Below are 25,169 nucleotides of genomic sequence, written 5' to 3' on the forward strand. Positions count from 1 at the left end.
GTGAATCGCGGTCCGCTGGCAGAACGGGGCCGCCTGCGTCATGGTCCTCGGCACCCTGATCGAGCCTCGGCCGGTCCGCGACAGGATTCCGTGGTTTCGGTCCGAAGCAGGCGACCACGATCTACGTTGGCGGTGCGCGGCGAACGGCGCCGGCAGAGCCAGGTCGAGGAGGCAGGTCGTCCATGGACGCTCGGACGATGCCTGCTGCCGGATACGGCCTGGAGTTCCGCCTGCTCGGGGCCTTCGAGGTGCTCAGCTCCGGTAGCCCGATCCTGCTCGGCAGTCCCGCGATGCGCCGCCTGCTGGCGCTGTTGACCCTCAACGCCAACCAGGTCGTGTCGGTCGACCGCATCATCAGAGTGCTCTGGACCGGTGACCCGCCCGCCAGCGTTCGGACGATCCTGCAGGGCTATGTGTCACGGCTTCGTAAACTGATCGGCGGTGCCGCCGCCTTCGGCGACGACGTCGAGATCGTGACCCGTTCGCCCGGCTACCTGTTGCGGACCGACCCCGACCGCATCGACCTGCACCGCGCCAGGGAGCTGGCCAGGAGCGCGGCGGAGACGACGGGGACCGCACGGGTCGTGGTGCTGCGGGCGGCACTGCGACTGTGGCGCGGCCCCGCGCTGGCCGAGATGGAGGCGCTGCCGCTGCTGCGGGCGACCTCGATGTCGATCGAGGAGTTCCGGCTCGGTCTGGTGGAGGATCGGATCGAGGCAGAGCTCGCCGTCGGCATGGGCTCCGACCTGCTGACCGAACTCAACGAACTGGTCACCCAGCACCCGCTGCGGGAACGCCTGACCGATCAGCTCATGCTCGTGCTCTATCGCACCGGCCGACGGGCCGACGCCCTGCGGCGTTACCACGAGCTTCGGGAGCGCCTGGCCGAAGAGTTCGGCGTCGATCCCTCGCCACAGCTCCAGCGCACCTATGAGCGCATCCTCCGCGACGAAGCCGTGCCCGATGATGCGAGCCTCCCGGCCCAGGACGTGCGCCCCGGTCCGGTGGACTCGGAACGCGCCGGGACCGTCCAGAGCCTCGCGGTGATTCCCGCTCAGCTGCCGCCCCAGATCGGCGGCTTCGTCGGGCGTGAGGGTGAGCTGGCCGTCCTGGACTCGCTGCTGCCCAGCCGCCATCACGACGTCGGCTCGCGGATCGCGGTCGTCAGCGGCGTCGCGGGCCTCGGCAAGAGCGCACTCGCCGTCACGTGGGCGCACCGAGCGAGCGCCGCGCCCGCCGCGGAGTTCCCCGACGGCCAGCTCTTCGCCTCGCTCCGGGGCGTCGACCCCTACGAGCAGCCGGTGGCGCCCGCCGAGGTGCTGCGGCAGTTCTTGATCGGCCTCGGGCTGACCGCCGACCGGATCCCGGCGGGTCTCACCGAGCGCGTCGCGCTCTACCGATCGATCACCGCCAAACGCCGGATGCTGGTGCTGCTCGACGATGCCGTCGACCATCAGCAGGTGCAGCCGCTGCTCCCGGCCGCGCAGTCCTGCACGGTGTTGATCACCAGCAGGCGGATGCTGGACGGACTCCTGGTCACCAACGGCGCCAGGCTGATCCGGCTCGGTCCGCTGCCCGATGCTCAGGCCGGGGAACTCGTCAGCCGGGTGGTCGGCGACGTCGAGCTGACGCAGTCCGAGCTGGATCGACTGGCGAGTCTGTGCGGGAACCTCCCGCTCGCCCTGCGGATCGCGGCGGCCAGACTGGCAGGCGACGCCGAGGTGACGGTGAGCGAGCTGATCGACGAACTCGCCGATGAACGTCGCCGACTCGGTGCACTGCGGGCAGGCGACTCGCAGATCAGCGTCCGAGGGGCCTTCGAGCTGACCTATCGCAGGCTGACGCCGGAGGCGGCCCGGCTCTTCCGCCTCGTCGGCGTGCATCCCGGTGTGGAGATGAGTCGATCGGTGCTGGCCGCGATGGCCCAGACGTCCTTCGCCGCCGTCGCGGAACAGCTGCACGTCCTGGAGTCGGTGCACCTGATGTCATCCCTGGGCGACGGCCGATTCGGCACCCACGACCTGATCCGGCTCTATGCCAGACAGCTCGCCGCCGACGATTTGGGTTCGGCGGAGCGCCGGGCTGTGACGGAGGCACTCGTCGACTTCTACCTGGCGGCGGCCGAGCGCGGTCGTGACCTGATCCGCCCCACCACGGGCAGCCCGTCGTCGGAGTGGACGGGCGAACTGCCTGCGATGGGGACTGCGGAGCAGGCGGTCGGCTGGTTCGACCGCGAGTGGACGAACCTGCTGCACGCGGCAAGGACGGCGTTGCGGGAGGGCAGGAACGAGGTGGCGTGGCGGATCGCCTGGGCGGCGGCGCCCTACGTGCTGTTCCGGCATCTGCTCGACGAGTCGACCGAGTTGTTCGATCAGGGACTCGCCGCCGCTCGCGCGGCGGGCGACCGGCTCGGGCAGTGCCTGATGCTGCGGTGTCGCGTCAACGTCGACCTCTACCGCTCGGCGCAGTCTGAGGAGGCGCTCGGACATGCCATGGAGGCGCTGGCGCTCGCCGAGGAGCTGGGTGATCCCGCGATCCTGGCCCCGACGGTGAGCAGTGTGTTCACCGCACAGACCCGGCTCGGCCACTATGAGGAGGCGCGGCGTGGCGGCGAACGTGCGCTCGCCCTGTACCGAGGACTCGGCGACCTGACCGGCCAGGCGATGTCGTTGAACAACCTCGCGATGATCGACCAGTCGTGCGGCCGCACCGAGCGAGCCTACGAGCGGTGCCTGGCGGTACTCGACCTCTACCGACGCATCGACGAACCAGCCAACGAGGCGGTCGTTCTCAACAACCTGAGCGAACTCGCCGCCGAACTCGCCGACTGGCAGGCGGCCGAGAGCTTCGCCAGACGGGCCCGGTCGGTCTCGGTGTCCTGCGGGGCGTCGGTGCAGGAGGCGAAGGCGCTGAGCCAGCTCGGCGACGTGCACCTTCAGAACGGGGACGTCCTCTCGGCGAAGTTCCGGTGGGAGCAGGCCCTCACGCTCGTGCACGGCAGCAGCTCGCCGATCCGGGCCGAGGTCGAGCAGCGACTCGCCGAGCTGGCGGCCGAGGAGTAGCCCCGCCTCGGCAGTGGCGAGGCTGCCCGCTGGAGTCTGCCCACGTCCGCATCGGGCAGGCTGGGGGCGTGACGGAACATCTGGATGAGCGGAGCAGGGCGGGACGGGGTTCCGCAGCGGCGGCGGACGCGGACTCGCTGCCCCGGTTACTGGGTGGCAGGCGTGGTGCCGCCGACGCCTCGGTGCCGCCGTTGGTCTTCGTCCTCGCCTGGTGGCTCGGCCAGGGTTCGGTGCCGATCGGCGCCGGTGCCGCGCTGGCGGCCGGGCTGGTGATCGCGGTGCTGCGGCTGCGGCGAGGGCATCGGCCGGTGGCCGCGCTGCTGGGAATGCTGGGCGTCGCGGTCGCAGGCGCCGTCGCGCTGTACACCGGGCGGGCGGTCGACTACTTCCTGGTGCAGCTCCTCTCGAACGCGGGCAGCGCACTGGTGTGGGCCTTGAGCATCCTCGTGCGACGCCCGCTGCTGGGCGTGATCGTGGGCGTCCTGCTGGGGCAGAAGATGCGGTGGCGTCGGGATGCCGACCTGCTGCGTGCCTACGGTCGGTCGAGCTGGGTCTGGGTCGGGCAGTACCTGACCAGGCTGGCGGTGTTCCTGCCGCTGTGGATCGCCGAGCAGGCTGGCGCGCTCGTCGTCGCCAGGGCCGTGCTCAGCCTTCCGCTGGTCACGCTGTGTCTGGCGGTGAGCTGGGCGGTGCTGCGGCGGTCGCTGCCGTCGGGGCATCCGGGGCTCCGGCATCCGCAGAGCGGAGAGCGGGCAGGGGACTCCGCTGTGTCGTCCACCACAGGGCAGGACGGGGCGATGTCGGGGCAGGCGGTGTCGGACGGGGCTGATTCGAGCGGGGCAGCCGACCGTCTGGACACGGAGGCCGGTGTCGGATCGGACTGCGGTTCGGCGGTGTCGGGGCAGGCTGCGGGCCGTTCCCAGCCCCAGACGTCCCAGGCTCAGCCCCGGCTTGCGGGGCCGCAGTCCGAGAGATCCCTGCCCGAGACGGCGCCGGGCGGGACGTCTGGGGCCCAGACCCCCTGACCAGTGCTTCTACCGGGCTGGTGGACGCACGCCGACCCGTCGGCATGCGTCGCGTGCTGTTCTGTAACGGCCTGCGTGCCAGGGACCCTAGAATCACGTCGCATGCGGCGGAGGACTGCTCTGGCGGTTGTTGGGGCTGTCGCTCTGGCCTGGGGCGAGTGGATGAACCGGCGATGGTCGCGAATTCTCGTGGCCGAGGGCGTGGGCGCTGCTGAGAGCGTGGTCGTGGTCGTCCTGGGTTATCGGAATCCCCAGCCGACGGCGAACCTCATCAACCGCTGGCGAGTCCGTGCCGGAATTCGTTCCATCCCCGCTGACGGCGGGCCCGGCACTTGCGTGATCTTCAGCGGCGGCGCGGCGGGCGGAGGCGTTGCGGAGGCTCGACTGATGGCTGACTACGCGAAGTCGGCACTGAGGTTCGACGGCACAGTGCTGTTAGAGAGCGAGAGCCTGACGACCTGGCAGAACATCACGAACATCATCCCGCTGCTGGCGGACGCCGACCGCATCAAGATCGTGTCGCAGCCTGCACACGCGCTTAAGGCCCGCGCGTACCTGCGACGGCAGCGTCCTGACCTCGCCGAGAGGCTCGTGCGCGCGGAGGACTACCGCCCCGGCGAATGGCTGATCGCCAAGCCGCTGCTGGCGCTGTACGGGCTCCGGATCCTCCGCGGCCTTCGGAAGGACGAGCGCACTGCCTCGCCGTAGCCGGGTCGTCTGTGGCGGGTCGGTGGGTGGCGAGGTCGACTCCGTCGGGTCGCGTTCGGCAGTTCTCGCGCGTCGCAGGCCGAGACAGGGTCACGGCGAGGCGGGAGCAGCAGGCGACGCTGGCGGCCCCACGCCCGATGCCCTGTCGGCCCCCGCACCCGCGCCTACCGAGGTGGCCGTTCCATCCGCCTGCGCCCCGGCTCGCGGCGTAGCGGCCGGAATACGCCGCGCCGTAAGTCGTTGGTGGACCAGCCGCGCTGTCGTCGGATCGCCGATCGAGTCCGCGACGGCGAGCCAGGCAGCCCCGGTGGCCGCGTCGGGCGGCCCGTCGGATCGTGCGTCAGGCAGCACGCCTGCCGACTCCGCCAGCTCCGCCCGCACCTCGGCCTCGATCGGGCTGCCTGAGGTGAGCAGGCTGCCTGCCAGGATCACCGGGCTCGTCTCCCCAGGAATTCGCAAGCTGCGGACGAGCGTCGCGAGTTCGGTCGCGCCCCGGTGGACGATCCGGACTGCAGCAGGGTCGTCCGCCCGGTAGGCCGCGCTCACCAGCAGGGCGTACTCGGCCAGTCGGACCGGCGGTGCGGAGTTGACCGAGGTGATCAGCCTGCGGCGGGCCTCGCCGTTCCAGGCCGCCCCGTCCGGCGCAGGCGAGTCCGCTCCCAGCGTCGCGTCCAGCACCGAGCCCGCCAGCTCGCCATGCCGGTCGCGGCCCTCCACCGCCCGCAGCGTGTGTCTCACCGCCTCCCGGCCCAGCCAGAACGCCGAACCCTCGTCGCCGAGCAGCCAGCCGTGTCCGCCCGCGATCCTGCTGAGGGCGTTCCCGTCGATCCTGGCCGCGATCGCGCCGGTGCCCGCGATGAGCACCACGCCGGTGGCTGCCTCGGTCGCGGCCGCGAACGCCGTCTCAACGTCGCTGAGAACCCGCAGACTCGCGGCCGGACCTGCGGCGGCGACCCACGCCTGCTGAAACGCCCCGGCCACCGCCGGATCGCTGAGCCGGGAGACGCCTGCCATGCCCAGCACACCCGCCACCACCCGATCGGCGCCGCCGTCGCTGAGCAGCCGTTGCAGGACGTCGGTGAGCCGGGCCGTGGCCACCTCCACCGGATGGGCGTTGGGGTTCGCGCCCTCGCCCCGAGCCCAGGCGTGTCGACGGCCGTCGGCCGAGGCGAGCACCGCTGTGGTCGACGTGCCGCCGATGTCGACGCCGATCACCAGATCGGGCGGTTCTGCCATGGCGCTGCCCCTCACCGCGGGCGTCGGGGTCGGCGTCAGTCCTCCGCCGATCCACGCAGCGCCTGCTCGATGTGCGTCAGATGGGTACGTGCGTGATAGCGGGCGAGTTCGGCCTTCCCGGCCGCCAGCGCGTCCACGATCAGCCGATGCTCGTCCAGCGTCTCCCCTGTCTTACCGTCCTGCGCGAGCCGCCGCCAGAGGCTCGCGTCGACGGTCGGGCTGTGCAGCGCGGCCAGCAGGCTGCCCAGATAGGCGTTTCCCGCCGTCCTGGCTATCTCGTGATGGAAGTCGAGTTCGTGGCGGACCAGGTCGGGGACCGGGTCGTCGGGGCGGATGGACGAGCACAGCGTCCGCAGCCGGTGCAGCACCGGAGGCGTCATCCTGGCCGAGGTCATCGCGGTCGCCTCCGGCTCGAGGATGCGTCGGACCTGAAGCACTTCGAGCGCGGAGTCGTGGTCGCGGTACATCTCCAGGGCGAAGGCCAGCGAGTCCAGCATCTCCTCGGCCCGCAGGCTGGCGACATAGGTGCCGCTGCCCTGCCGGACGTCGAGGATGTGCACCAGCGCGAGCGCGCGCACCGCCTCACGCAGCGAGTTGCGGGACAGCCCGAGACCGTCGGCCAGTTCGGACTCCGGTGGGAGTCGGGCGCCGGGCACCAGTTCGCCGCGCTGGATCATCTCGCGCAGCCGGGCTATCGCGTCATCGGTGACGGCCATCGGACACCCCCGTGCGTCGCCGTACCGGGCAGGGCATCCGCCAGGATAAGCCGATCCGATGCGCCGAACGGCCTGATCAGGTGGGCTGTACGGGTGATGCGGGGTTGCTCCGATCGGGGTAGTCTGCGAAGGCCCGTCTCACCCCGCCCCCTCGGTGAGGCGGGCTTCTCCGCGCTCGGGCGCCTTCGCTGCCGAGGCGGCCGGAGATGTCGTCGGTCGTCCCGTCCTGGCAGGTCCGCAGCCTGCCGCCGAGCGGCTCGACGGCCCGCGCCGCGCTCTTACTTGGGATCGACCGTGGTCGAGCCGTAGTCGTTGGTGACGATGAGGACCACGCCGGGACCGAGGTCGGCGATCCCGTCGAACCGCGGCTCCACCCGGATGCCGAAGGCGCTGCCGATCTCGCCTGCCGCGCCCTCTTCTGCGGTGCCGGGGCGGTAGTAGGCGGTGGTGGTCTCGATGATCCCGGCCGAGTAGTTCTCCACCTCGGCCACGTCCCAGCCCGCCTCTTCGAAGTCCTCTGCCGCGTCGGCCGCGAGACCCCGGATGGTGCTGTTGTTGAAGATGCGCAGGGGAGTGTCGGTGGAGGGAGAACCCAGTTCGGCGTCGCTGCCGCCTGCGCCCGAATCGCCGTCCTCGCCGCCGCCCGTGCCCGAGTCGGGCCCGTCGGCGGGGTCTTCTGCGTCTGCGGAGCCCTCGGAGTCGTCTGTGGAGCCCTCGGAGTCGCCGTCGTCAGAACCGCCCGCGTCGCCCTCGGTGGGATCGGTGACGTCCTCGTCGGTCGACTCGCCTGCCGTGGCGTCCGACGAGCTCGTGGCGGGCGGGTTGCTCTGCTCGGCGAGCGAGTTCTCGCCGCTGGTCAGGCTCATCACCCCGACGACCAGCGCGATCGCGGCCAGGCCGAACATGCCGAAGGCGACCCCCCGCAGTGGTCGTGCCGAGCCGGAGGGCTCCACGCTGCTCATCCCTGGCCTCCTGCATGCTGCTGCACAGTGTTCAACGTCTAACCGAGATCAGTGAAGGTCGAGGCTCTGTCGTCGGGCCGCTCTGGATCTCGCCCGCCCGCCACGCTGTCTGAGAAGTCTCTTGACCAGCATCGGGTCGGCCTGTAACGCTTCCTTGCGGTCGAGCAGCCCGTTCAAGATCTGGAAGTAGCGGGTCGCCGACATGTCGAACAACTCGCGGATCTTCTGCTCTTTGGTGCCTGCCTGTTTCCACCACTGCCGCTCGAACGCCAGGATCGCACGTTCCCGCGTGGTCAGCTCGGCGTCGTGCCGAGGGGCAGGCGGATACGCCTCTGCGGCCTCCATCGGGCTCCTCGCCTCGTGATCGTGGACATCGTGATCTCGGACGTCCGGGTCGTGGACGTCGTGGTCGGGCAGTGGTGGGGCGGCGGATCGAACAGGCGGTGACCTGAACCGGCGGTGGTCTCCTGCGGAGTGGGCGTCCGAGCAGGCGACACCGTCTCCTGTGGTCGGACGGTCGTTCTCCGGACAGGCCATGGTGCATCGACCTCTTTCCTCGACCGACCGGCCGTCGTGCTGACGACACCCGCTGCCGACACGGGCATCGCCGATGGACAGACTCTGCCGTGGAGCCGACATCGCCTGCCGGTACCGGACGGCATCGCTGTCGTCCGGGCCCTCCTCATTACATCACGTGTCGCCCACCAGATCGCGAAGATCGAGCCGCGTCCTGCGGCTGTCGTCCTGGCCGCGCTCGAGGTGCCCACCAGTGATCACCCGCCGTGAGCCGACGGCTCGCGTGCACCCTGCGGCGCACCCGATGGAGGGGATCGAAGACAACCGCTGACGACCCTGTCCTCGATCCCCTGTCTTCCTGTTGCGTGGGGCAGGCGCGGCGATCTGCGGCGTCGTCGATCACCCTGGCTCCGTGCCTGCTTGCTCCGGTTGCCGGGCAGCTGATCCACGCTGATCCCCGCTCACGGCGGAGTGGGATGCAGCCGGCCTCTAAGCTCTCGACATGGCGATTCATCCGATTCGGATCGCGGGCGACCCGGTCCTGCATCAGCCCACTCGTCCGGTGGAGACCTTCGATGACGAGCTGCACGTGCTGATCGAGGACATGTTCGAGACGATGGCGGCGGCCGAGGGCGTCGGTCTAGCCGCCAATCAGATCGGTGACGACCGCAGGCTCTTCGTCTATCACTGCCATGACGACGAGGGCACCTGGTACCGGGGAGTCGTGGTCAACCCGGTGCTGGAGACGTCGCCCAGACCCGAGTCGATGCCCGATCCCGAGGAGGACCTCGAAGGCTGTCTCTCCGTCCCCGGCGAGGTCTTCCCGACCGGCAGGGCCGACTGGGCGAAGGTGACGGGCCAGGACGCCGACGGGGCACCGGTCTCCGTCGAGGGCAACGGATTCTTCGCTCGCTGCCTCCAGCACGAGACCGACCACCTCGACGGTCACCTCTATCTGGACCGGCTGATCGGCCGGAACAAGCGCGAGGCCAAGCGGATGCTCAAGGTCAACGAGTGGGGAGTTCCCGGGCTCTCCTGGAATCCCGCCGAACAGCAGGCCGAGTTCGTGGCCGAATCCCGCTGACCTGCGACGGATTCCTTCCTCGCCACACATCCCGCTCGGGCACCCGGCGGTGTTGTCCGGCCCATCGCGGCCGCCGGGCCTTCGCCGTGGGCCGAGCCCGACGGCGGCCGGACGTGCGCCATGGCGCCGCGGTGCTCCTGCCTGCGACGAGCGCCCCGGCCGCCGTCCGGGGGTTTACGTCGGACCGCTTCGATGACTAGCCTTCGACGCGCAATCTCATAACTTCACATCGCGGGAGCTCGCGCCGAAAGCGGGCTGAGAGGGCGGCTGGACCTGTTCGGGTCCGGTGCCGCCGACCGCACGAACCTGTCCGGGTAATGCCGGCGTAGGGAGGAATGCCATGTCGGCGTCAGCAGAGTCAGCAGGTCAGTCTCCATCGCACACTCGTCAGCAGGAGCGGTCTGCTTCGGCTGAAGTAATCGCCGCCTCGGCGGGAGAGAGTGCCTCGGCGGGAGTCGTCGCCGCCTCGGCGGGAGAGAGTGCCTCGGCGGGAGTCGTCGCCGCCTCGGCGGGAGAGAGTGCCTCGGCGGTCACCACCGGCCCGATCATCGGTTCGCGCAAGGTCTACCTCGACACTCCGTCTGGGCTTCGGGTACCGCGACGACGGGTCCTGCTCACCGACGGGGCGCACCTCGACGTGTATGACACCTCGGGGCCGTACACCCACGACGAGCCCGACATCGACCTGCACCGGGGGCTCCCCGCGCTGCGGGCGGGCTGGTCGGCCGAGCGCGACGCCGACGCCGCATCGACGAACGCGGTGCAGACCCAACTCGGTCTGGCGAGGGCGGGAGTGATCACCAAGGAGATGGAGTTCATCGCGGTCCGCGAGGGCGTGTCCGCCGACCTGGTCCGCGACGAGGTGGCCCGAGGTCGGGCGGTGATCCCGGCGAACCGCTGCCATCCCGAGTCGGAGCCGATGATCATCGGCAAGCAGTTCCTGGTCAAGATCAATGCGAACATCGGCAACTCGGCCGTCTCCTCGTCGATCGCCGACGAGGTGGACAAGATGGTGTGGGCCACCCGGTGGGGCGCCGACACCGTGATGGACCTGTCCACCGGCAGGCGCATCCACGAGACGCGGGAGTGGATTCTTCGCAACTCGCCGGTGCCCATCGGAACCGTGCCGATCTACCAGGCCTTGGAGAAGGTCGGCGGCGATCCGACGAAGCTGTCCTGGGAGGCCTATCGGGACACCGTGATCGAGCAGGCCGAGCAGGGCGTCGACTACATGACCGTGCACGCGGGCGTCCTGCTGCGTTATGTGCCGCTCACCGCGCGCCGAGTCACCGGGATCGTCTCGCGCGGCGGCTCGATCATGGCGGCCTGGTGCCTCGCCCACCACCAGGAGAGCTTCCTCTACACCCACTTCGACGAGCTCTGCGAGATCTTCCAGCGTTACGACATCACCTTCTCGCTCGGTGACGGACTCCGCCCCGGTTCCATCGCGGACGCCAACGACGAGGCGCAGTTCGCGGAGCTGCGGACGCTCGGCGAGCTGACTCATCGGGCCAGGGCCTTCGACGTTCAGGTGATGATCGAGGGACCCGGCCACGTGCCGATGCACAAGATCGCGGAGAACGTGCGGCTCGAGGAGGAGCTGTGCGGGGAGGCGCCGTTCTACACGCTCGGTCCGCTGGCCACCGACATCGCGCCCGCCTACGACCACATCACCTCGGCGATCGGCGCGGCGATGATCGCGCAGGCCGGGACGGCGATGCTCTGCTACGTCACGCCGAAGGAGCACCTCGGGCTGCCGAACCGGGACGACGTCAAGACCGGGGTGATCACCTACAAGATCGCCGCGCACTCGGCCGACCTGGCCAAGGGCCATCCGCACGCGCAGGAGCGCGACGACGCGCTGTCCAAGGCACGCTTCGAGTTCCGGTGGGTCGACCAGTTCAACCTGTCGCTCGACCCGGACACCGCCCGGTCGTTCCACGACGAGACGCTGCCCGCCGAACCGGCGAAGACCGCGCACTTCTGCTCGATGTGCGGGCCGAAGTTCTGTTCCATGAAGATCACCCAGGACGTCCGCCGCTATGCCGAGGAACACGGGATGACCTCGCCGGACGCGATCGAGGCCGGGATGCGGGCGAAGTCCGACGAGTTCGCGCAGCGCGGTGGCCAGGTCTATCTGCCGGTGGTCGGACCGTGACGGGGCGGCGGGCCGAGCCGGGCGCGGTTCCCCCGCCGGGGGCGACGCCGAACACGGCACTGACCATCGCGGGATCGGACTCGGGCGGCGGGGCGGGCATTCAGGCCGACCTGAAGACCTTCCTGGCCTGCGGTGTGCACGGGATGACGGCGCTCACGGCGGTCACCGTGCAGAACTCGCTCGGGGTGACCGACTTCCTCGCCCTGCCGCCGAGCCTCGTCGCCGCACAGATCCGTGCGGTGGCGCCAGACCTGGGCGTCGGGGCGGCCAAGACGGGGATGCTCGCCTCCGCCGAGATCGTCGACACGGTGATCGAGGCCTGCGGTCAGGCGTCGATCGGGGCGGGCCGGTCGACGCCGCTGGTGGTCGACCCGGTGGCGGCCTCGATGCACGGCGACTCGCTGCTGGCCCTCGACGCGCTGGCGGCGGTGCGAGACCGGCTGCTGCCGATCGCGACGCTGGCCACCCCGAACCTGGACGAGGTGCGGCTGCTCACCGGAGTAGAGGTGACCTCGCGTGCCGGGTTGCGCAAGGCGGCCGAGGCGATGCACGAGCTCGGCCCGTCCTGGGTGTTGATCAAGGCGGGCCATCTTGCCGAGGACCCCGAGTGCGTCGATCTGCTCTTCGACGGCGCGGAGTCTCATGAGCTGCCCGGGCCGAGGATGCGCACACCACACACCCACGGGGGCGGGGACACCCTGGCGGCCGCGGTCGCCTCGGCGCTGTCTCGCGGGTGTTCGGTGCCCGAGGCGGTGCGGTTCGGCAAGCGCTACATCATGCGTGCCGTCGCGGGGGCGTATCCACTCGGCGCGGGCACCGGCCCGGTCTCGGCCTTCTGGCGTGTCTCCGACGATCCGGTCTGACCTGGGCAGCCCGCAGGCGTTCCGGCGGAGTCCGATCGGCTCAGCGGGATGGTTCCGAACGGAGCCACCCCGCGCGCTGCCACCACATTCGTCGATGATTCATGGATCATCGGACCCGTGGCTGGTCGGGTCTTGACAGACGTATGGATTCCGGTATCACTGCCGCAGTCGGGCACGGTGCCGATGCGGCAGGTGGTGCTGACGACGCTGGTCATCGGCATCGGCGCGCTGCCCGCAGTGCTGCTCGGCTTCGGCGGCGCGGCGATCGCGGGCGCGCTCGTCGCCGTGTTCAGCCTTGTCGTCGCGGGCGGCGGGCCGCTGCGCGCCGACCTGCGAACCCTCTCCTGGGCGGGGCCCGCGCTGATCGTCGTGATGGCGGCGGGTTCCCTGCTGAGCGGGGTGACGGCGGTGGTCGTCGTCTTCCTCATCGTGTTCGGCTCGGGAATGCTCGCGACGCTGGGCAGGCATTACGCGGTGGTCGGGCAGAGTCTCGCCGCCGCGTCGCTGGTGGCGATCACCGGCGGCATCAGCGCCGAGGACGGCCCGGCGCTGGTGTTCTTCACCGGCGCGGTCGGGCTGGCCCTGGCCGTCGCGCTGCGGGTGTCCACCGGCCGCGACGATCCGTCCGGCCCGACCAGGGCGATCGTCGCGGGTACGCTGACCGACCGCGACCCCGGCTCCCTCGACTATGCGACGCGGATCTGGCGGTCGGACGGATCACCGGAGTGGCTGGGCCGAATCCTGGTGGGGACCGCCGAGTACCGGGCAGGCCGGGCAATGCTGGCGGTGCAGACGGATCAGGCCGACGGCGTCGAGGAGGAGCGCCTGCAGGCCGTTCTCGACGACGCCGAGCTGGTGGCGACCGAGCTGGCCATCGCGGTACGGGCCAGGGCGTGCACCGGGCTGCCGTCGCTGGCCAGGCTCGATCCGGCGGCCAGGGCGATACATCTGCACGGTGACGCCGAACTGCCGGACTCGGTGGACACGATGCGCGTCGGTCTGGAGCGGATTCGGATCGCCGTGCTGGAACGGGTGCCCGGCCGGGCGCCGAGGGCCTCGGCGCGGGCCGCGATGCACCGAGCGATCGGCGTCCTGCTCGCCCACCTGTCGTTCCGCTCCTCGCTGTTCCGGCACTCCCTGCGCTGCGCACTGGCCGTCACCGCGGGAATGGTGGCGGTCCTGTGGCTGCCGGACGAGTCGGCCGCGCCCCTGCTTCTGGTGCTGTACGCCGTGTTGCAGCCGATGCTGCGGGACACGATGGAAGGCGCCCTGCAACGAACCGGGGTGGTGGTGTTCGTCGTCGCGCTCCTCGCGGTCGTCGCCGCCTTCCTGCCCTGGCCGGGCGTCCTGCTGCCGTTCGGCCTCGTCGCGATGATCCTCGGCGCCTCCCGACTGCGGACCAGCCTGCCGCTGTTGTTGTTCTGCTTGCTCGGCGTGATCGTGGTGGTCCGGGTCCTCCAGGAGGACCGTGCGCCGACCGCACTGGCGATCAACATCACCGCCATCAGCGCGATCGGTGCGACGATCGCCCTGCTCGTCGGCTTCCTCAGCTATCTGGTGCTGCCCGGCAGCATCACGCCGGACGTGCCGGGCACCCTGCACCGGGCGGTATACGCGGTGCGCGACCTGGCCGCCGGAGCGCACGGCGCGCTGGACACCAGGGAGGGCCGACGCGCGCTGCGCTCGGCGAACGTCGTCGCGCTGCGCAGGACGCAGGACCTGCTCGGCTTGCAGGCCCGGCTGGAGGAGGCAGGCCCCGAGGCACAGTGGACGGTGCGTCGCGCTGCCTCGGCGGTGCACGCGCTGCGGGCCGCACTGGCCCAGATGGCGTTTCGGCCCGACGACGAACGGGCGAAGGCGCTGCCCGCGGCCGTGACTGCGGAACGGGTGCTCGACTACGAGAGCAGACAGCCTGCCAGGGTCGACCTCAGCAGCCTGGCCGGGCCGACGTTGCTGGTCGCGCCGATCCTGGAGGCCACCCTGATCGCCCGCTCCGCCATCGAGGAGGTCCGCGCCGTCGACTGGAGCGAGCCCAGCGCCTTCGACGCGGACGGCGAGTCGCTGGGCATGACCGCCGATCCACGGCAGCCCGACCGATGGAGCCTGGCACGGGAGGACGCGGTGCCGTCGGTCGACGACTGACGGCGGACGGCGAACAGCTGCGCCATGCAGGTGCGAGGTGTTCACATCGAGCAGGCTCACCATCGGGAGTCTGCTCAGCTCGGTGGGCGTTCTGCGGGTGGTGAGTCGAGTCTGGTCTTCTCCTCTCCTTCGGCTCGGGCCGGCGTCTGGCTCGGGATGTCGAACCAGGCGATCTCGCCTGGATGGACCCGTTCGCCACGATCGGCTTTTCTGTTGCACTCGCTGACGATGTACTCCGCCGACTCCTCTCGGCTCTGCCGCCAGGGCGCGAAGCCGTCTGCGGTCAGATCTCCCGGAACTATCCGACCTTCCATGACCAGCTTCTCAGCGACGGTGGCTGCTATTCGCAGCCGAGAGAAGTGGTCTGGTGCCTGGTGGCGCACGAAGTAGATGATCTCAGGAACGCTGATGTAGTCGTCTTCGGCGGCTTCCAGGACGCCTTCGACGGTGTCTCGGTCGATCACTTTTTCCAGCCTGCCCGGTTGACGCGAATCTCGACCCTTTTCGATTCGCCGTCCTGATGTCCACGGTCGGGTCGGGCGAACTGGTGGACTTCCTTCGGTATCCGATCAGCGTGCCGTCGGACTACCTCCACGTGATCACGATCGGTGATCGATGGTGGCTGTTCGTGCCGGTGCCACGTCAAGAGTGTTCACTCGGGCGGATGGCAGCCCAGCCACGTCACCCCGCCGTCACCCGGCCGCCGTCCGGTCGTCGCGGTCCGGGCTGGAGGCGTGGGCCCAGAAGCGTCGGGGAATCCGGCCCGCCAGCCGGGCGTCCCGGCCTGCCGCGACGGCCGCCCGCATCGCCCTCGCCATCCGGGCCGGTTCGTTCGCCCTGGTCACCGCCGTCGCGAGCAGCACTGCGTCGCAGCCCAGCTCCATCGCCAGCGCCGCGTCCGATGCCGTCCCGATCCCGGCGTCCAGGATCACCGGCACGGTGGCGCGCGCGACGATCAGCTCGATGTTGTGCGGGTTGCGGATGCCGAGACCGGTCCCGATGGGCGAGCCCAGCGGCATCACCGCCGCGCAGCCGACGTCCGCCAGTCGGGCGGCCAGCACGGGATCGTCGTTGGTGTAGGCCAGGACCACGAAGCCGTCGGTGACGAGCTGATCGGCGGCGTCCAGCAGTTCGACCGGGTCGGGCAGGAGCGTGTCGTCGTCGGCGACGACCTCCAGCTTGACCCAGTCGGTCGCCAGGGCCTCTCTGGCCAGCCGGGCGGTCAGCACCGCCTCGGCCGAGGTGCGGGACCCGGCCGTGTTGGGCAGGACGTCGATCGCCAGCCTGCGCAGCAGATCGAGCACGCCCGCCCCGCCCGAGGTGTCCGTGCGACGCATGCTCACCGTGGTCAGCTCGGTGCCGGAGGCCACCAGCGCCCGCTCCAGCTCGCCGAGTCCGGTCGCGCCGCCGGTGCCCATGATCAGGCGCGAGGAGAACTCCCGGCCTGCGATCGTCAGGGTGTCGTCCACGTCGGTCAGCCTCCCTGCACGGCGGTCAGCAGCTCGACGGTGTCCGCAGGTCGCAGCACGACCTCGTCCCATCGCGCCCTCGGCACCACGACACCGTCGACGGCGACCGCCACGCCGGATCTCGGTGCGTCGCAGGCACGGACGGCGTCGGCGACGGTGGCGCCGTCGGCGAGTTCGCGGTCGACGCCGTTGATCAGCACGTTCATCAGTCGGATTCCTCCAGGTCGGCGTGGGATGCCGCGATCGTCGGCTCGCCCGGACTCGATGCGGACCGGAGTCGGGCGGGGTCTGCCGCGCTCAGGACGGACGCCGTCGGCAGGCCGAGCAGCGCATCGACCACGGCGTCGGCCGTGATCGGGGCCAGCAGGAAGCCGTTGCGGTGATGGCCTGCGGCCACCAGCAGGCCGGGCGCCAGCTCGCCGATCAGCGGCAGGTTGTCCGCTGTCGCGGGACGGAGTCCGGCGGCACATTCGAGCAGTTCGTACTCGGCGATCGCGGGCAGCAGGACCTCGGCGTCGCGCAGCAGGTCGCGCACCGAGCCTGCGGTGACGGCGGTGTCGAAACCCGCCTCGTACTGGGTGGCGCCGACGACGAGCCCGTCCTCGTCGCGGGGCACCAGGTAGACCGGTCTGCCCCGGACCCGCCCCCGGACGGTGCGCCGAGGCGGCGGCAGCGTCCCCGGCCTCGCTCGCAGGCGGAGGACCTCGCCCTTGACCGGGTGCAGCGCGCCGCGAAGCCGTTCGTGCAGGCCGGTGCTCCACGGGCCTGCGGCGATGACGACGTGATCGAAGTCGAGCGGCTCGGCGCCATCAGGGCCCGTCAACCACACCCGGCCGCCTGCCGAGGCAGCGCCGGGATCGCCTGCCGGTCTGCTCGGCGCTCCATCGCCCGGGCGGCTTGCTGCTCTGTCTTCGGGGTGGCTCGCTGCTCTGCCCGCTGGGCGGCTTGCCTCTCTGTCGACTGGGTGGCTCGCTGCTCCATCTTCTGGGCGGCTCGCCGCTCTGTCGACTGGGTGGCTCGCCGCTCCATCCTCTGGGCGGCTCGCCGCCGACACCGCCTCACGGGCCAGGAATCGGACACCGCCTCGGTCGCAGGCTGCGCGCAGTGCCGTCAGCAGCATGCGGTTGTCCACCGCGAGATCGCCGGGGACCGAGAGACCCGCGCGGACGGCCGGGCCGAGCGCCGGTTCCAGTCTGCGCATTTCACGGCCGTCGAGCCGGTCGACTTCGCGGCCGAGATGCGCCAGATAAGCGGCGAGCCGATCCAGGTCCGTCTGGTCCGCGCGATCGGCGGCGACCACCACCGTGCCCTCGGTGCGCAGACCCGGCTCCCGGCCGGACGACGCCGCCAACTCGGCGGCGAAGTCAGGCCAGGCTCGCAGCGAGGCCGCGCCGAGTTCCAACAGCGCGTCCTCGCCGGGCCAGGCCTCGGACACCGGCGCCAACATGCCGCCCGCCACCCACGAAGACCCGGAACCCGGCCGCGGATCGATCACCGTGACGTCAAGACCTCGGGCCGCGGCCCGCCAGGCCGTCGACAGCCCGATCACGCCCCCGCCGATCACGGCGAGTCGTCCTCGGTTCGACCGAACACCCATCACTGTTGACACCACGCTCCCTGCGCCGGCATGACCCGGATCAGGTTCGACGGTCGGGGTCGGCAGACCCCCTCTCAGCCCTGTTCCCTCAGGGCTCCCGTGCGGACCGGCCCTCACCGTAACCCGCCGGGACGGCCCTCGGCCACCATTCGCCCTCGCCGAAGCAGGAATCGACGGCACGCTCTGAAGAGCCTGTTTCTGATCCCTGCTGTCGGAGTCGCGCGGGCAGGCGCGGCGATCGGCGGCGTCATCGTCGGTCACCCTGGCTCCCTCGAGTCGCCTGGCAGCTCAGCCACGCCGATCCCCGCTCACGACTCCAGGGGGACCGAAGACAGGCTCTTATGCTGGGCGGCATGCCTGGGATGAGTGCCGCACAGCGGCGAGACCGGCTGGCCGACGCGCGGCTGTACCTCTGCACGGACGCCCGTCGCGAGCGCGGCGATCTCGCCGAGTTCGTCTCGGCGGCGCTGCGTGGCGGTGTCGACATCGTCCAGCTACGGGACAAGGGGCGGCCTGCGGAACCGTTGGAGGCTACGGAGGAGCTGGCCGCACTGGCGGTGATCGCGGAGTGCTGTGTCGAGTACGGCGCACTGCTCGCCGTGAACGACCGAGCCGACATCGCCCTGGCCTCGGGCGCCGACGTCCTGCACCTCGGCCAGGGCGACCTCCCGGTGAGCTGGGCTCGACGGGTGACCGGCGACGAACCGATCATCGGCCGATCCACCCATGACGTGAGGCAGGCGGCCTCGGCGGCGACGGAACCCGGCGTGGACTACTTCTGTACCGGACCGTGCTGGCCGACCCCGACCAAGCCCGGTCGGACCGCACCCGGACTCGACCTCGTCCGATCGACGGCCGCGCAGTCCGTCGACGGCAGGCCCAGGCCGTGGTTCGCGATCGGCGGCATCGACCTGCCGCGCCTTGACGAGGTCCTTGCGGCGGGCGCCGATCGAGTGGTGGTCGTCCGGGCGATCACCGAGGCGGCCGACCCCGAGGCTGCGGCGCGGGCGTTGTCCACCCGGCTTCGCGAGGCCTAGGACGTCGCGGCGAACCAGCAGGCTGCTTCGCCGCGAGGACCCCGCGAGCGGCTCCTCCCGACCCGCGCGGCGCGCAGCGGAGCGAGCCGGGAGGACCCCGCACCCGAACGCTGCCGGGCTTCTTCGTCGCCTTCGCCGGATGCCGCAGGCCGCCGGGTGCTCACCAGCGGCCTGCGGCGCCGCACCTCGGCGTCAGAGCAGCCGGTCGGCGAGTGCGCGATAAGCGGGCAGCAGTTCATCGTCCCGCTCGGTGAGCACCTGGAGGCTGACGTGATCGGCCCCCGCCGCGATGTGTTCCTCGACCCTGGCGGCGACTGCGTCGATGTCGCCCCAGGCCACCAGCGCGTCGATCACGCGATCGTTGCCGCCGTCGGCCAGCTCCTCGTCGGAGAAGCCGAGACGACGCAGGTTGTTGAGATAGTTGGTCAGCGACAGGTACGGGTTCGCCACCGGGGGACGGCCGATCGCGCGGGCCCGCTCCGGGTCGGTCTCCAGGACGACCTTCTGCTCCACGGCCAGCGTCGCAGCCGAGCCGAGGATCTCCCGTGCCTGCCGGGTGTGCTCCGGGTTGGTCAGGTAGGGCAGGGCCGCCGCCGTCCGATCACCGGCCAGTTGCAGCACCTTCGGGCCCAGCGCCGCCAGCGCCCGAGCCTCGACGCCGACGCCCTCGGCGTCGAGTTCGTCGAGATAGTCGACCAGCGTGGCGTACGGCCGTCGATAGTCCGAGGTCGCCTCGGGATGGCCGATTCCGATACCGAGCAGGAAGCGGTCGGGATGCCGTTCGGCGATCCGGTGGTAGGAGGCCGCCACCTGGTGAGCGGGCACCTGCCAGATGTTGACGATCGAGGTCGTGACCGTCAGCCGCTCCGTCGCGTCGAGCACCGACTCCACGAGTCGGAGGTCTCCCGGCGGTGAGCCGCCGATGGACAACGCGCCGAAGCCGAGGCGGTCCAGTTCCACCGCGAGGTCCTCGGTCACCCCCGGTGCTCCGCGCCAGATCCCGATCCTGCCCAACGTGACACCCATGTGGCGTCTCCTTTCCGTCTCCACGTGCAACGCGGACGGCGTCGGATTGTTACCCGCCGTCCACTGGTTGGGAGATTCTTCGCACGGATCGGGCTCGCGATGAGTGATCTCCAGGCCCGCAGGGCGGACGTGTCGGCCGTCCGCAGCCGAATTCGATAGACGGTCGCCGCCCTGCGCTGGTTGACTCGCTCGGTGATCCGAGCGGACGTCTTCCGAGATCAACCCGTCCTCCACGGCCGGTCGATCCGGCTCGAACCTCAGACGGAGCGACATTTCGACGGCATCTGGCGGATGCTCGGGGACGAGGAGTCCAACCGGCTGACCGGCACGCATCAGCAGTTCACCGAGCCGCAGATCCGGCAGTGGCTCGCCACCAGACGGGAGCACCATGACCGGGCCGACTGGGCGGTCGTCCGTCGCGCGGACGGTGCCGTGGTGGGCGAGGTGGTCCTCAACGACCTGGACCCGGACAACGCCTCGGTGAGCTTCCGGATCGGGCTGCTCGGCCCGGAGGTCTTCGGCCGGGGTATCGGGACCGAGGCGACGCGGCTGGTCGTGGCCTATGCCTTCGACGTCGCGGGCCTGCATCGGATCAGCCTGGACGTCTTCGACTTCAATCCGAGGGCGCGTCGGGTCTACGAGAAGTGCGGGTTCACCGTCGAGGGCGTGCACCGCGACGCGCTGCGCTGGGAGGGCCGATGGCGCGACGCCCTCTTCATGGCGATGCTGTCCACCGACCCGCGTCCCGAGGAGTCCGCACCCGCCTGAGTCCACCGACGGCGGCACCGGTCCGCATGATCCGGGCCGGGTTGGTCGGCCGACGCGGCGACCACACGCGGAGCGTGGTGGACATCCGGTCGACGACGGGTGCCTGCCGAGCCGTTCGCCAGGCTCGGCGGCCCCAGACAGACACCTCGTCGACGGATTCCGGCCCGCCTGCCTCAGCCGATGTTGATCGCCAACCCCCACTGTTGCAGCGCCGGAGTCACCGGTTGGAAGTAGCTGCGGGTCGTCGTGCCGCCGACCAGCGTCCCCACCGCCCGACCGTCGGCGATCAGCGGGCCGCCGGACTCGCCGGGATACACCGGGATGTTCGTGGCGATCAGGCCGGTGACAACCCCACCCGGCATCGAGACGGTCTGATTCAATCCGGTGATCGAGCCGCAGCGCCAGCCGCCGACCGGGCCGGAGAAGCAGACCGGGGCACCGGTAGGCGGTGGACCAACCCCGGTCACGACCTCGACCGTGCCGTCGTGCCGATCGATCTCCGGGGCGAGGAGCACCGATGTGGCCGTCCGCACCCAGGCCATGTCGGAGCCGGGGAAGACCGAGCCCGCGACCGTGCCGATGCTCTGGCCGCCTGCGGACACCGGGGCTCCGGTCGAGCCGCAGTGCCCTGCGGTGAGGAAGCCGCCCTCGACGGTGAACCCGACCGCACAATGACCGCCCGCGATCTGGACGGCCTGACCGCCTCTCAGGACGAGTTGTGCCTGCTCGGTAGAGCCGGTCGCCGCCGCGACGGCGGTCCCGCTCCCCAGGGTGAGAAGGCAGAGCAGCCCGAGGGTGAGCAGACAGGACAGTGCGCGACGCAGCCGAGTCCCCACGCCGCTCAACTCGTCACCAGTGCGACGCCGAGTGCGTTCAGGATGGGGTTCACCGGCTGGAACATCGTGGTTCCTCCGGTGGCGCAGTTGCCGGAGCCGCCGACCGGGATGCCCTGGGCCTGCGAGCCGGTGAAGATCTGCGATGCGGCGGTGCTGCCGGAGTCAGGGCAGATGTTGGTCCTGGTCAGGCCGTACACCGTTCCCCACGGGAAGCTGACGGTCTGATTCTTGGCCTGGAGCGTCCCGCACATCACCCCGCTGGTGTAGCCGACTCGACAGACCTGCCCGCCGACGGGCGTCTCCACCGAGCCGGTGATCGGGACGTTCCCGGCGCCGGGATTGATCACCCAGCCCTGGAGGGTCACGTTGGACAGCGTGGTGGCGTAGACCCAGGTGTTGCCTGCGTAGGCGATGTTCCCGATGACGGTGGACCCGACGCGCACCACGGCGGGCGGCTGGCCGCAGCTCGCCGGGGCGAGGAAGCCGCCGGTCACGGTGAAGGACACCCGACAGGGTGATCCCGTTGTCCCGACGGACACCAGCGAGCCGCCCGCGATGGGCACGAGCTGGTCGACGCCGGGTCGGGTGTTCTCGTCGGCGGGACGCGTGGTCTCCGCCAGGGCGCCCGGAGCGCCTCCGAGGAGGAGGGCCAGGGCGGTGAGTGCGATCAGGACGCGGTGGAGGGTTCTCATGACGTGCTCCAGGAGGTGTGGCGATGCGCTCGACCGACGACGTCGATGTACGGCGGTCGTGGTGTTCGGGGCGGGGCGGGCAGATGAGGGGGAGGCTGAGCGGGGTGTCGGCGGCGGCCGAGTCCCGTGGAGCCGTCGGCGTCGCCGCGCAGCTCGTGGCCGTCCGACCGATCGCGGCAAGCGCGGGTCGCTCGGGCGAGGCCGGCCGGCCGTCGATGCGGCCGGGGGCGTCCCCGCACGACGTCGCGTCGTGCGGGGACTCCCCTCTCGGAACGGCGAGCCCGCAGGGAAGGCTCACCGACGTCGAAGGCCGGTCATCATCCCGTGGTCAGGGTGAGGCCGTACTGGGACAGGATCGGGTTGACGGGCTGGAAGTAGGTGATTCCGCCGATGCTGCAGTTGCCGGAGCCGCCGGAGGTGACGCCCTGTGCCTGGTTGCCCGTGATGAACGAGCCGCCGGAGTCACCGGGCTGGGCACAGACGTTGGTCCTGGTCAGACCGGTGACGGTGCCCTGCGGGTAGGTGACGTTCTGGTTGAGGGCCTGGATCGAGCCGCACCACCAGCCGGTGGTGGAGCCGGAGCGGCAGACCGAGCTGCCCGGGAGGGCGACGGTGGAGCCGCTGACGACCACGACGTTGCCGTTGTACTGGTACACGTACGGGTCGGACTGCCAGCTGGCGTTGGTGCGGACCCAGCCCATGTCGCGGCCGGGGAAGATCGAGCCCGCCACGGTGCCCTGCGCGGCACCGTTGTAGCCGGTCGTGGAGACGCCGACGCCGCCGCAGTGTCCGGCGGTCACGAAGCCGCCGGTCACGGCGAAGCCGACCGAGCAGCGGCTGCTGCCCGGGTAGTACGGGTCGCCGCCCCAGATCTCGAAGAAGGGCTCCGGTGCTTCGGTCGACTCCACGACCGTCACGGCCGCCTTGTCGACGCCCGCCTCGGCGACCAGGGCCTCGCCCGCAGCGGCGCTGCCGATCGAGGTGGTGAGGACCACGGCGTTCTCGGCCGGGTCCACGTAGAAGCCGGTGACCCCGGCAGGCTGCTCCTCGACCGCGTTGAGGGCGTCGGTCACGCCGTTGAGCTCGCTCTCCGAGAACGTGACGACCTCGGCGGTCGCGCCCTCGGCGCGGACCTCGGCCGCCGCCTCGGCGGAGGTGACTCCGACGACGAGCGATCCGGTGGCGTCGTCGAACCGCGCGCCGCCGAACACGTCGCCCAGATCGGACTTGAGGGTCTCGGCCAGCTTGCTCGCGTCGGCCTCCTGGTCCAGCCGGGTGAGGGCCTCGGCCTCGGTCAGCCCGAGGTCGCGCTCCATCGCGGCCAGCATGTCCGGCGAGGCGGTCGCCGTCGCCGTGCTGCGGGACTCGGTGTCCACCGAGGTCGCGGTCGCGGTACCGGGTAATACGATGGCGACGGCGGTGCCTGCCGTCGCGATCACTGCGGCGGCCAGTCGGCCGACCGTGATGCGCTTCATCTGTTCTCCCGTTGTTGTGGCGATCCGGTCGGTGCGTCGATGTGTGGCCCGGCCGGAGACTCGGGGTGCCCGCGAGACGGGACCTCGGTGATTCCCGAGGCGCCCCAGGACGTCTCGGGCTTCTCGGTCGTCTCGCGTGGTGTTGTTCCGGCGAGTGCGCCGGTGACGGAGGCCGTCCCGCGAACGGGGGACCCAGGCGGGACGGCCTCCGCGAGATCACCCTCGGTCGTCCTCAGCGACGACGCGAGTGGCAATACCGGGTTCAGCCCCTGACGAGGGTGAGGCCCCAGCGGCTGAGGATCGGGTTGAGGGGCTGGAAGAAGGTGGTGCCGCCGATCGAGCAGTTGCCGGAGCCGCCGGAGGTGACGCCCTGCGCCTGGCTGCCACTCAGCCACGAGCCCCCGGAGTCGCCGCCCTCGGCGCAGGCGTTGGTGCGGGTCATGCCACGGACTGCGCCCTGGGCGTAGTTGACCGTCTGGTTCTTGGCCTGGACGGTGCCGCAGCGCCAGCCGGTGGTGGAGCCGGACCGGCAGATCGATGCGCCGATGGCCGACTCGGTGGAGCCTGCGACCGCGACGGTGCCGCCGTTGTAGCGGTTCACCACGCCACGGGGGACCCAGTTGGAGTTGGTGCGGACCCAGCCCATGTCGCTGCCCGGGAAGACGGAGCCGGCGACGCTGCCGGAGGCGACCCGGTTGCTGCCCTGGGTGGCCGTGCCCACGCCGCCACAGTGCCCGGCCGTGACGTACCCGCCCTGGACGGAGAAGCCGATCGAGCAGCGACTGCCGCCGAAGTAGTACGCGTCGCCGCCTCGGACGTCGTAGAGCGTCTTCGGCTCTTCGGCGTTCTCCACGATCGTGACGTCGGCCTCGGTCAGGCCGACCGAGGTGACCAGGTCGGCCCCGGCCTGCGTGGCGCCCTCGACGTTCTCGGAGACGGTCATCACGACCGTGTTCTGCTCCACGTCGACGTACCAGCCGGTGACGCCCTCCGGAATCGAGTCCAGCTGCGTGTCGAGCGCGGCGGTCACGCCTTCGAGGCTCTGCAGGCTGTCGTCGACGACCTCGCCGATGGCGCCTGCGGCGCGCACCTCAGCCAGGTCGGCGCTGTCGGTGACGCCGACGACGAGGGTGCCCGCCCCGGCGTCGAATCTGGCGCCGCCGAAGCTCGTGCCGAGGGTCGAGCGCAGGCTCTCCTCGATCTCGACGGCGTCCGCCTCCTGAGTGAGCCGGGTCAGCGCCTGTGCCTCGGTGAGACCGAGGTCGCGCTCCATCGCGGAGAGCATCTGCGGGGACACCGCCGAGGTCACCGAGTCCGTGGTGGGGTCTGCGGCGGCGGCGGGCAGGGTGAGGGCGGCCGTGGTACCGGCCGCCGCCAAGAACGCGGCGGCGATCCGCGCCGCGCTGAGCTGCTTCATCTTGTGTCTCCCATGGTCTTCTCTGCAGGGACGCACCGGGCGGGTGCAGGGGTCGGCAGGGTTCCGCCCGGCTGTCGGGGGCGATGCACGTGGCTCGAATGCCGAACCGGAAGGGATGTGACGGGACGACTGCCGGTCTCTCGCCGACTGGCGGCTCTCGTGGAGCGCTGCCCGCGAACGACTGGACGGAGGTCTCATCGACGTCCTCTTTCGTTGCTGTTCGGATCCGGTCACGTGAATTGAGAAGCCCCCTGTCATGGGAGTTTTGGCCGATGATCTTGTTACGAATATCCGCCATTCGAGGTTAAAAGTGTCATAACAGCCGGCAACTAGATAACGGAAAGTAATGCCGATGAAGATCAAAAGTGCTGGTCAGGGGC

General features: G+C 70.7%; 22 protein-coding genes and 2 riboswitches. Of the genes, 9 read left to right on the forward strand and 13 right to left on the reverse strand.

Going from position 1 to position 25,169, the window contains the following annotated elements; all coding sequences use genetic code 11:
- The first annotated feature begins 182 nt into the window (after positions 1-182).
- The 3 genes from UA75_RS01830 to UA75_RS01840 all read left to right on the forward strand — a co-directional run bounded on the left by UA75_RS01830 (position 183) and on the right by UA75_RS01840 (position 4,795).
- A complete protein-coding gene (locus UA75_RS01830) occupies positions 183-3,062 on the forward strand; it encodes a BTAD domain-containing putative transcriptional regulator (RefSeq protein ID WP_075738313.1) in 2,880 nt (959 codons plus the stop codon).
- Between the two features lie 68 nt (positions 3,063-3,130).
- Positions 3,131-4,087 carry a DUF3159 domain-containing protein gene (locus UA75_RS01835; protein ID WP_075738315.1) on the forward strand — a complete coding sequence of 319 codons (957 nt, stop codon included), beginning with the start codon at positions 3,131-3,133 and terminating at the stop codon, positions 4,085-4,087.
- 162 nt (positions 4,088-4,249) lie between these two features.
- Positions 4,250-4,795 carry a YdcF family protein gene (locus tag UA75_RS01840; RefSeq protein WP_232251146.1) on the forward strand — a complete coding sequence of 182 codons (546 nt, stop codon included), beginning with the start codon at positions 4,250-4,252 and terminating at the stop codon, positions 4,793-4,795.
- A 90-nt stretch (positions 4,796-4,885) separates the two neighbouring features.
- Here the strand turns inward: UA75_RS01840 and UA75_RS01845 are convergent, their stop codons facing one another.
- The 4 genes from UA75_RS01845 to UA75_RS01860 form a co-directional block, all read right to left on the reverse strand.
- Positions 4,886-6,031 (reverse strand): N-acetylglucosamine kinase, encoded by a 1,146-nt coding sequence (locus UA75_RS01845; protein WP_075738319.1) that lies wholly within the window; start codon positions 6,029-6,031, stop codon positions 4,886-4,888.
- A gap of 35 nt (positions 6,032-6,066) precedes the next feature.
- The gene (locus UA75_RS01850) at positions 6,067-6,747 is read right to left on the reverse strand and encodes a FadR/GntR family transcriptional regulator (protein ID WP_075738321.1); all 681 of its coding nucleotides are present in this window, start codon (positions 6,745-6,747) and stop codon (positions 6,067-6,069) included.
- A gap of 278 nt (positions 6,748-7,025) precedes the next feature.
- Positions 7,026-7,709, reverse strand: coding sequence for a LytR C-terminal domain-containing protein (locus UA75_RS01855; protein WP_075738323.1), 684 nt, complete (start codon positions 7,707-7,709; stop codon positions 7,026-7,028).
- Positions 7,710-7,757: 48 nt separating this feature from the next.
- Entirely contained in the window at positions 7,758-8,054 is a 297-nt protein-coding gene (locus UA75_RS01860; RefSeq protein WP_075738325.1) for a DUF3263 domain-containing protein, read from the reverse strand.
- 673 nt (positions 8,055-8,727) lie between these two features.
- On the opposite strand from UA75_RS01860, the gene UA75_RS01870 reads away from it, so the two are divergent.
- The 4 genes from UA75_RS01870 to UA75_RS01885 all read left to right on the forward strand — a co-directional run bounded on the left by UA75_RS01870 (position 8,728) and on the right by UA75_RS01885 (position 14,472).
- Positions 8,728-9,309, forward strand: coding sequence for a peptide deformylase (locus UA75_RS01870; protein WP_075738329.1), 582 nt, complete (start codon positions 8,728-8,730; stop codon positions 9,307-9,309).
- Between the two features lie 221 nt (positions 9,310-9,530).
- Positions 9,531-9,658: riboswitch (TPP riboswitch) on the forward strand.
- Entirely contained in the window at positions 9,650-11,467 is a 1,818-nt protein-coding gene (thiC, locus tag UA75_RS01875) for a phosphomethylpyrimidine synthase ThiC (protein WP_232251147.1), read from the forward strand. Its footprint overlaps the riboswitch before it by 9 nt.
- The gene (thiD, locus tag UA75_RS01880; RefSeq protein ID WP_075738331.1) at positions 11,464-12,330 is read left to right on the forward strand and encodes a bifunctional hydroxymethylpyrimidine kinase/phosphomethylpyrimidine kinase; all 867 of its coding nucleotides are present in this window, start codon (positions 11,464-11,466) and stop codon (positions 12,328-12,330) included. Before thiC ends, thiD begins: the two co-directional genes overlap by 4 nt.
- A 117-nt stretch (positions 12,331-12,447) precedes the next feature.
- Positions 12,448-14,472 (forward strand): FUSC family protein, encoded by a 2,025-nt coding sequence (locus UA75_RS01885; RefSeq protein WP_157442138.1) that lies wholly within the window; start codon positions 12,448-12,450, stop codon positions 14,470-14,472.
- 74 nt (positions 14,473-14,546) lie between these two features.
- On the opposite strand, the gene UA75_RS01890 is transcribed toward UA75_RS01885, so the two are convergent.
- The 4 genes from UA75_RS01890 to UA75_RS01905 all read right to left on the reverse strand — a co-directional run bounded on the left by UA75_RS01890 (position 14,547) and on the right by UA75_RS01905 (position 17,550).
- Positions 14,547-14,936, reverse strand: a complete 390-nt coding sequence (locus tag UA75_RS01890; protein ID WP_075738335.1) for a hypothetical protein — start codon at positions 14,934-14,936, stop codon at positions 14,547-14,549.
- Positions 14,937-15,164: 228 nt separating this feature from the next.
- Positions 15,165-15,941 (reverse strand): thiazole synthase, encoded by a 777-nt coding sequence (locus UA75_RS01895; protein ID WP_075738337.1) that lies wholly within the window; start codon positions 15,939-15,941, stop codon positions 15,165-15,167.
- A 5-nt stretch (positions 15,942-15,946) separates the two neighbouring features.
- The gene (gene thiS, locus UA75_RS01900) at positions 15,947-16,147 is read right to left on the reverse strand and encodes a sulfur carrier protein ThiS (protein WP_075738339.1); all 201 of its coding nucleotides are present in this window, start codon (positions 16,145-16,147) and stop codon (positions 15,947-15,949) included.
- Positions 16,147-17,550 carry an FAD-dependent oxidoreductase gene (locus UA75_RS01905; RefSeq protein ID WP_157433938.1) on the reverse strand — a complete coding sequence of 468 codons (1,404 nt, stop codon included), beginning with the start codon at positions 17,548-17,550 and terminating at the stop codon, positions 16,147-16,149. The genes thiS and UA75_RS01905 overlap by 1 nt, the downstream gene beginning before the upstream one ends.
- A riboswitch (TPP riboswitch) is annotated at positions 17,539-17,649 on the reverse strand. It overlaps the preceding gene by 12 nt.
- A gap of 242 nt (positions 17,650-17,891) precedes the next feature.
- Between UA75_RS01905 and thiE the strand changes: the two genes are divergently transcribed.
- Positions 17,892-18,575: a thiamine phosphate synthase gene (gene thiE / locus UA75_RS01910; RefSeq protein ID WP_075743303.1), complete on the forward strand. Its 684-nt coding sequence runs from the start codon at positions 17,892-17,894 to the stop codon at positions 18,573-18,575.
- Between the two features lie 192 nt (positions 18,576-18,767).
- On the opposite strand, the gene UA75_RS01915 is transcribed toward thiE, so the two are convergent.
- On the reverse strand, positions 18,768-19,601 hold the full coding sequence (locus tag UA75_RS01915; RefSeq protein WP_075738343.1) for an LLM class F420-dependent oxidoreductase: 834 nt from the start codon (positions 19,599-19,601) through the stop codon (positions 18,768-18,770).
- A 192-nt stretch (positions 19,602-19,793) separates the two neighbouring features.
- On the opposite strand from UA75_RS01915, the gene UA75_RS01920 reads away from it, so the two are divergent.
- Positions 19,794-20,369: a GNAT family N-acetyltransferase gene (locus UA75_RS01920; protein ID WP_075738345.1), complete on the forward strand. Its 576-nt coding sequence runs from the start codon at positions 19,794-19,796 to the stop codon at positions 20,367-20,369.
- A 173-nt stretch (positions 20,370-20,542) separates the two neighbouring features.
- Here UA75_RS01920 and UA75_RS01925 read toward each other — a convergent pair whose 3' ends face one another.
- From UA75_RS01925 to UA75_RS01940, 4 genes are all read right to left on the reverse strand, one after another.
- On the reverse strand, positions 20,543-21,214 hold the full coding sequence (locus UA75_RS01925) for a S1 family peptidase (RefSeq protein WP_157433939.1): 672 nt from the start codon (positions 21,212-21,214) through the stop codon (positions 20,543-20,545).
- Positions 21,211-21,897, reverse strand: coding sequence for a S1 family peptidase (locus UA75_RS01930; RefSeq protein WP_075738349.1), 687 nt, complete (start codon positions 21,895-21,897; stop codon positions 21,211-21,213). The genes UA75_RS01925 and UA75_RS01930 overlap by 4 nt, the downstream gene beginning before the upstream one ends.
- Before the next feature lie 317 nt (positions 21,898-22,214).
- Positions 22,215-23,372 (reverse strand): S1 family peptidase, encoded by a 1,158-nt coding sequence (locus UA75_RS01935; RefSeq protein WP_075738351.1) that lies wholly within the window; start codon positions 23,370-23,372, stop codon positions 22,215-22,217.
- A gap of 262 nt (positions 23,373-23,634) precedes the next feature.
- Entirely contained in the window at positions 23,635-24,789 is a 1,155-nt protein-coding gene (locus tag UA75_RS01940; protein WP_075738353.1) for a S1 family peptidase, read from the reverse strand.
- Between the last annotated feature and the right edge of the window lie 380 nt (positions 24,790-25,169).

Origin of the sequence: Actinoalloteichus sp. GBA129-24 (genome assembly GCF_001941645.1) — a bacterium.
Classification (GTDB): Bacteria; Actinomycetota; Actinomycetes; order Mycobacteriales; family Pseudonocardiaceae; genus Actinoalloteichus_A; species Actinoalloteichus_A fjordicus.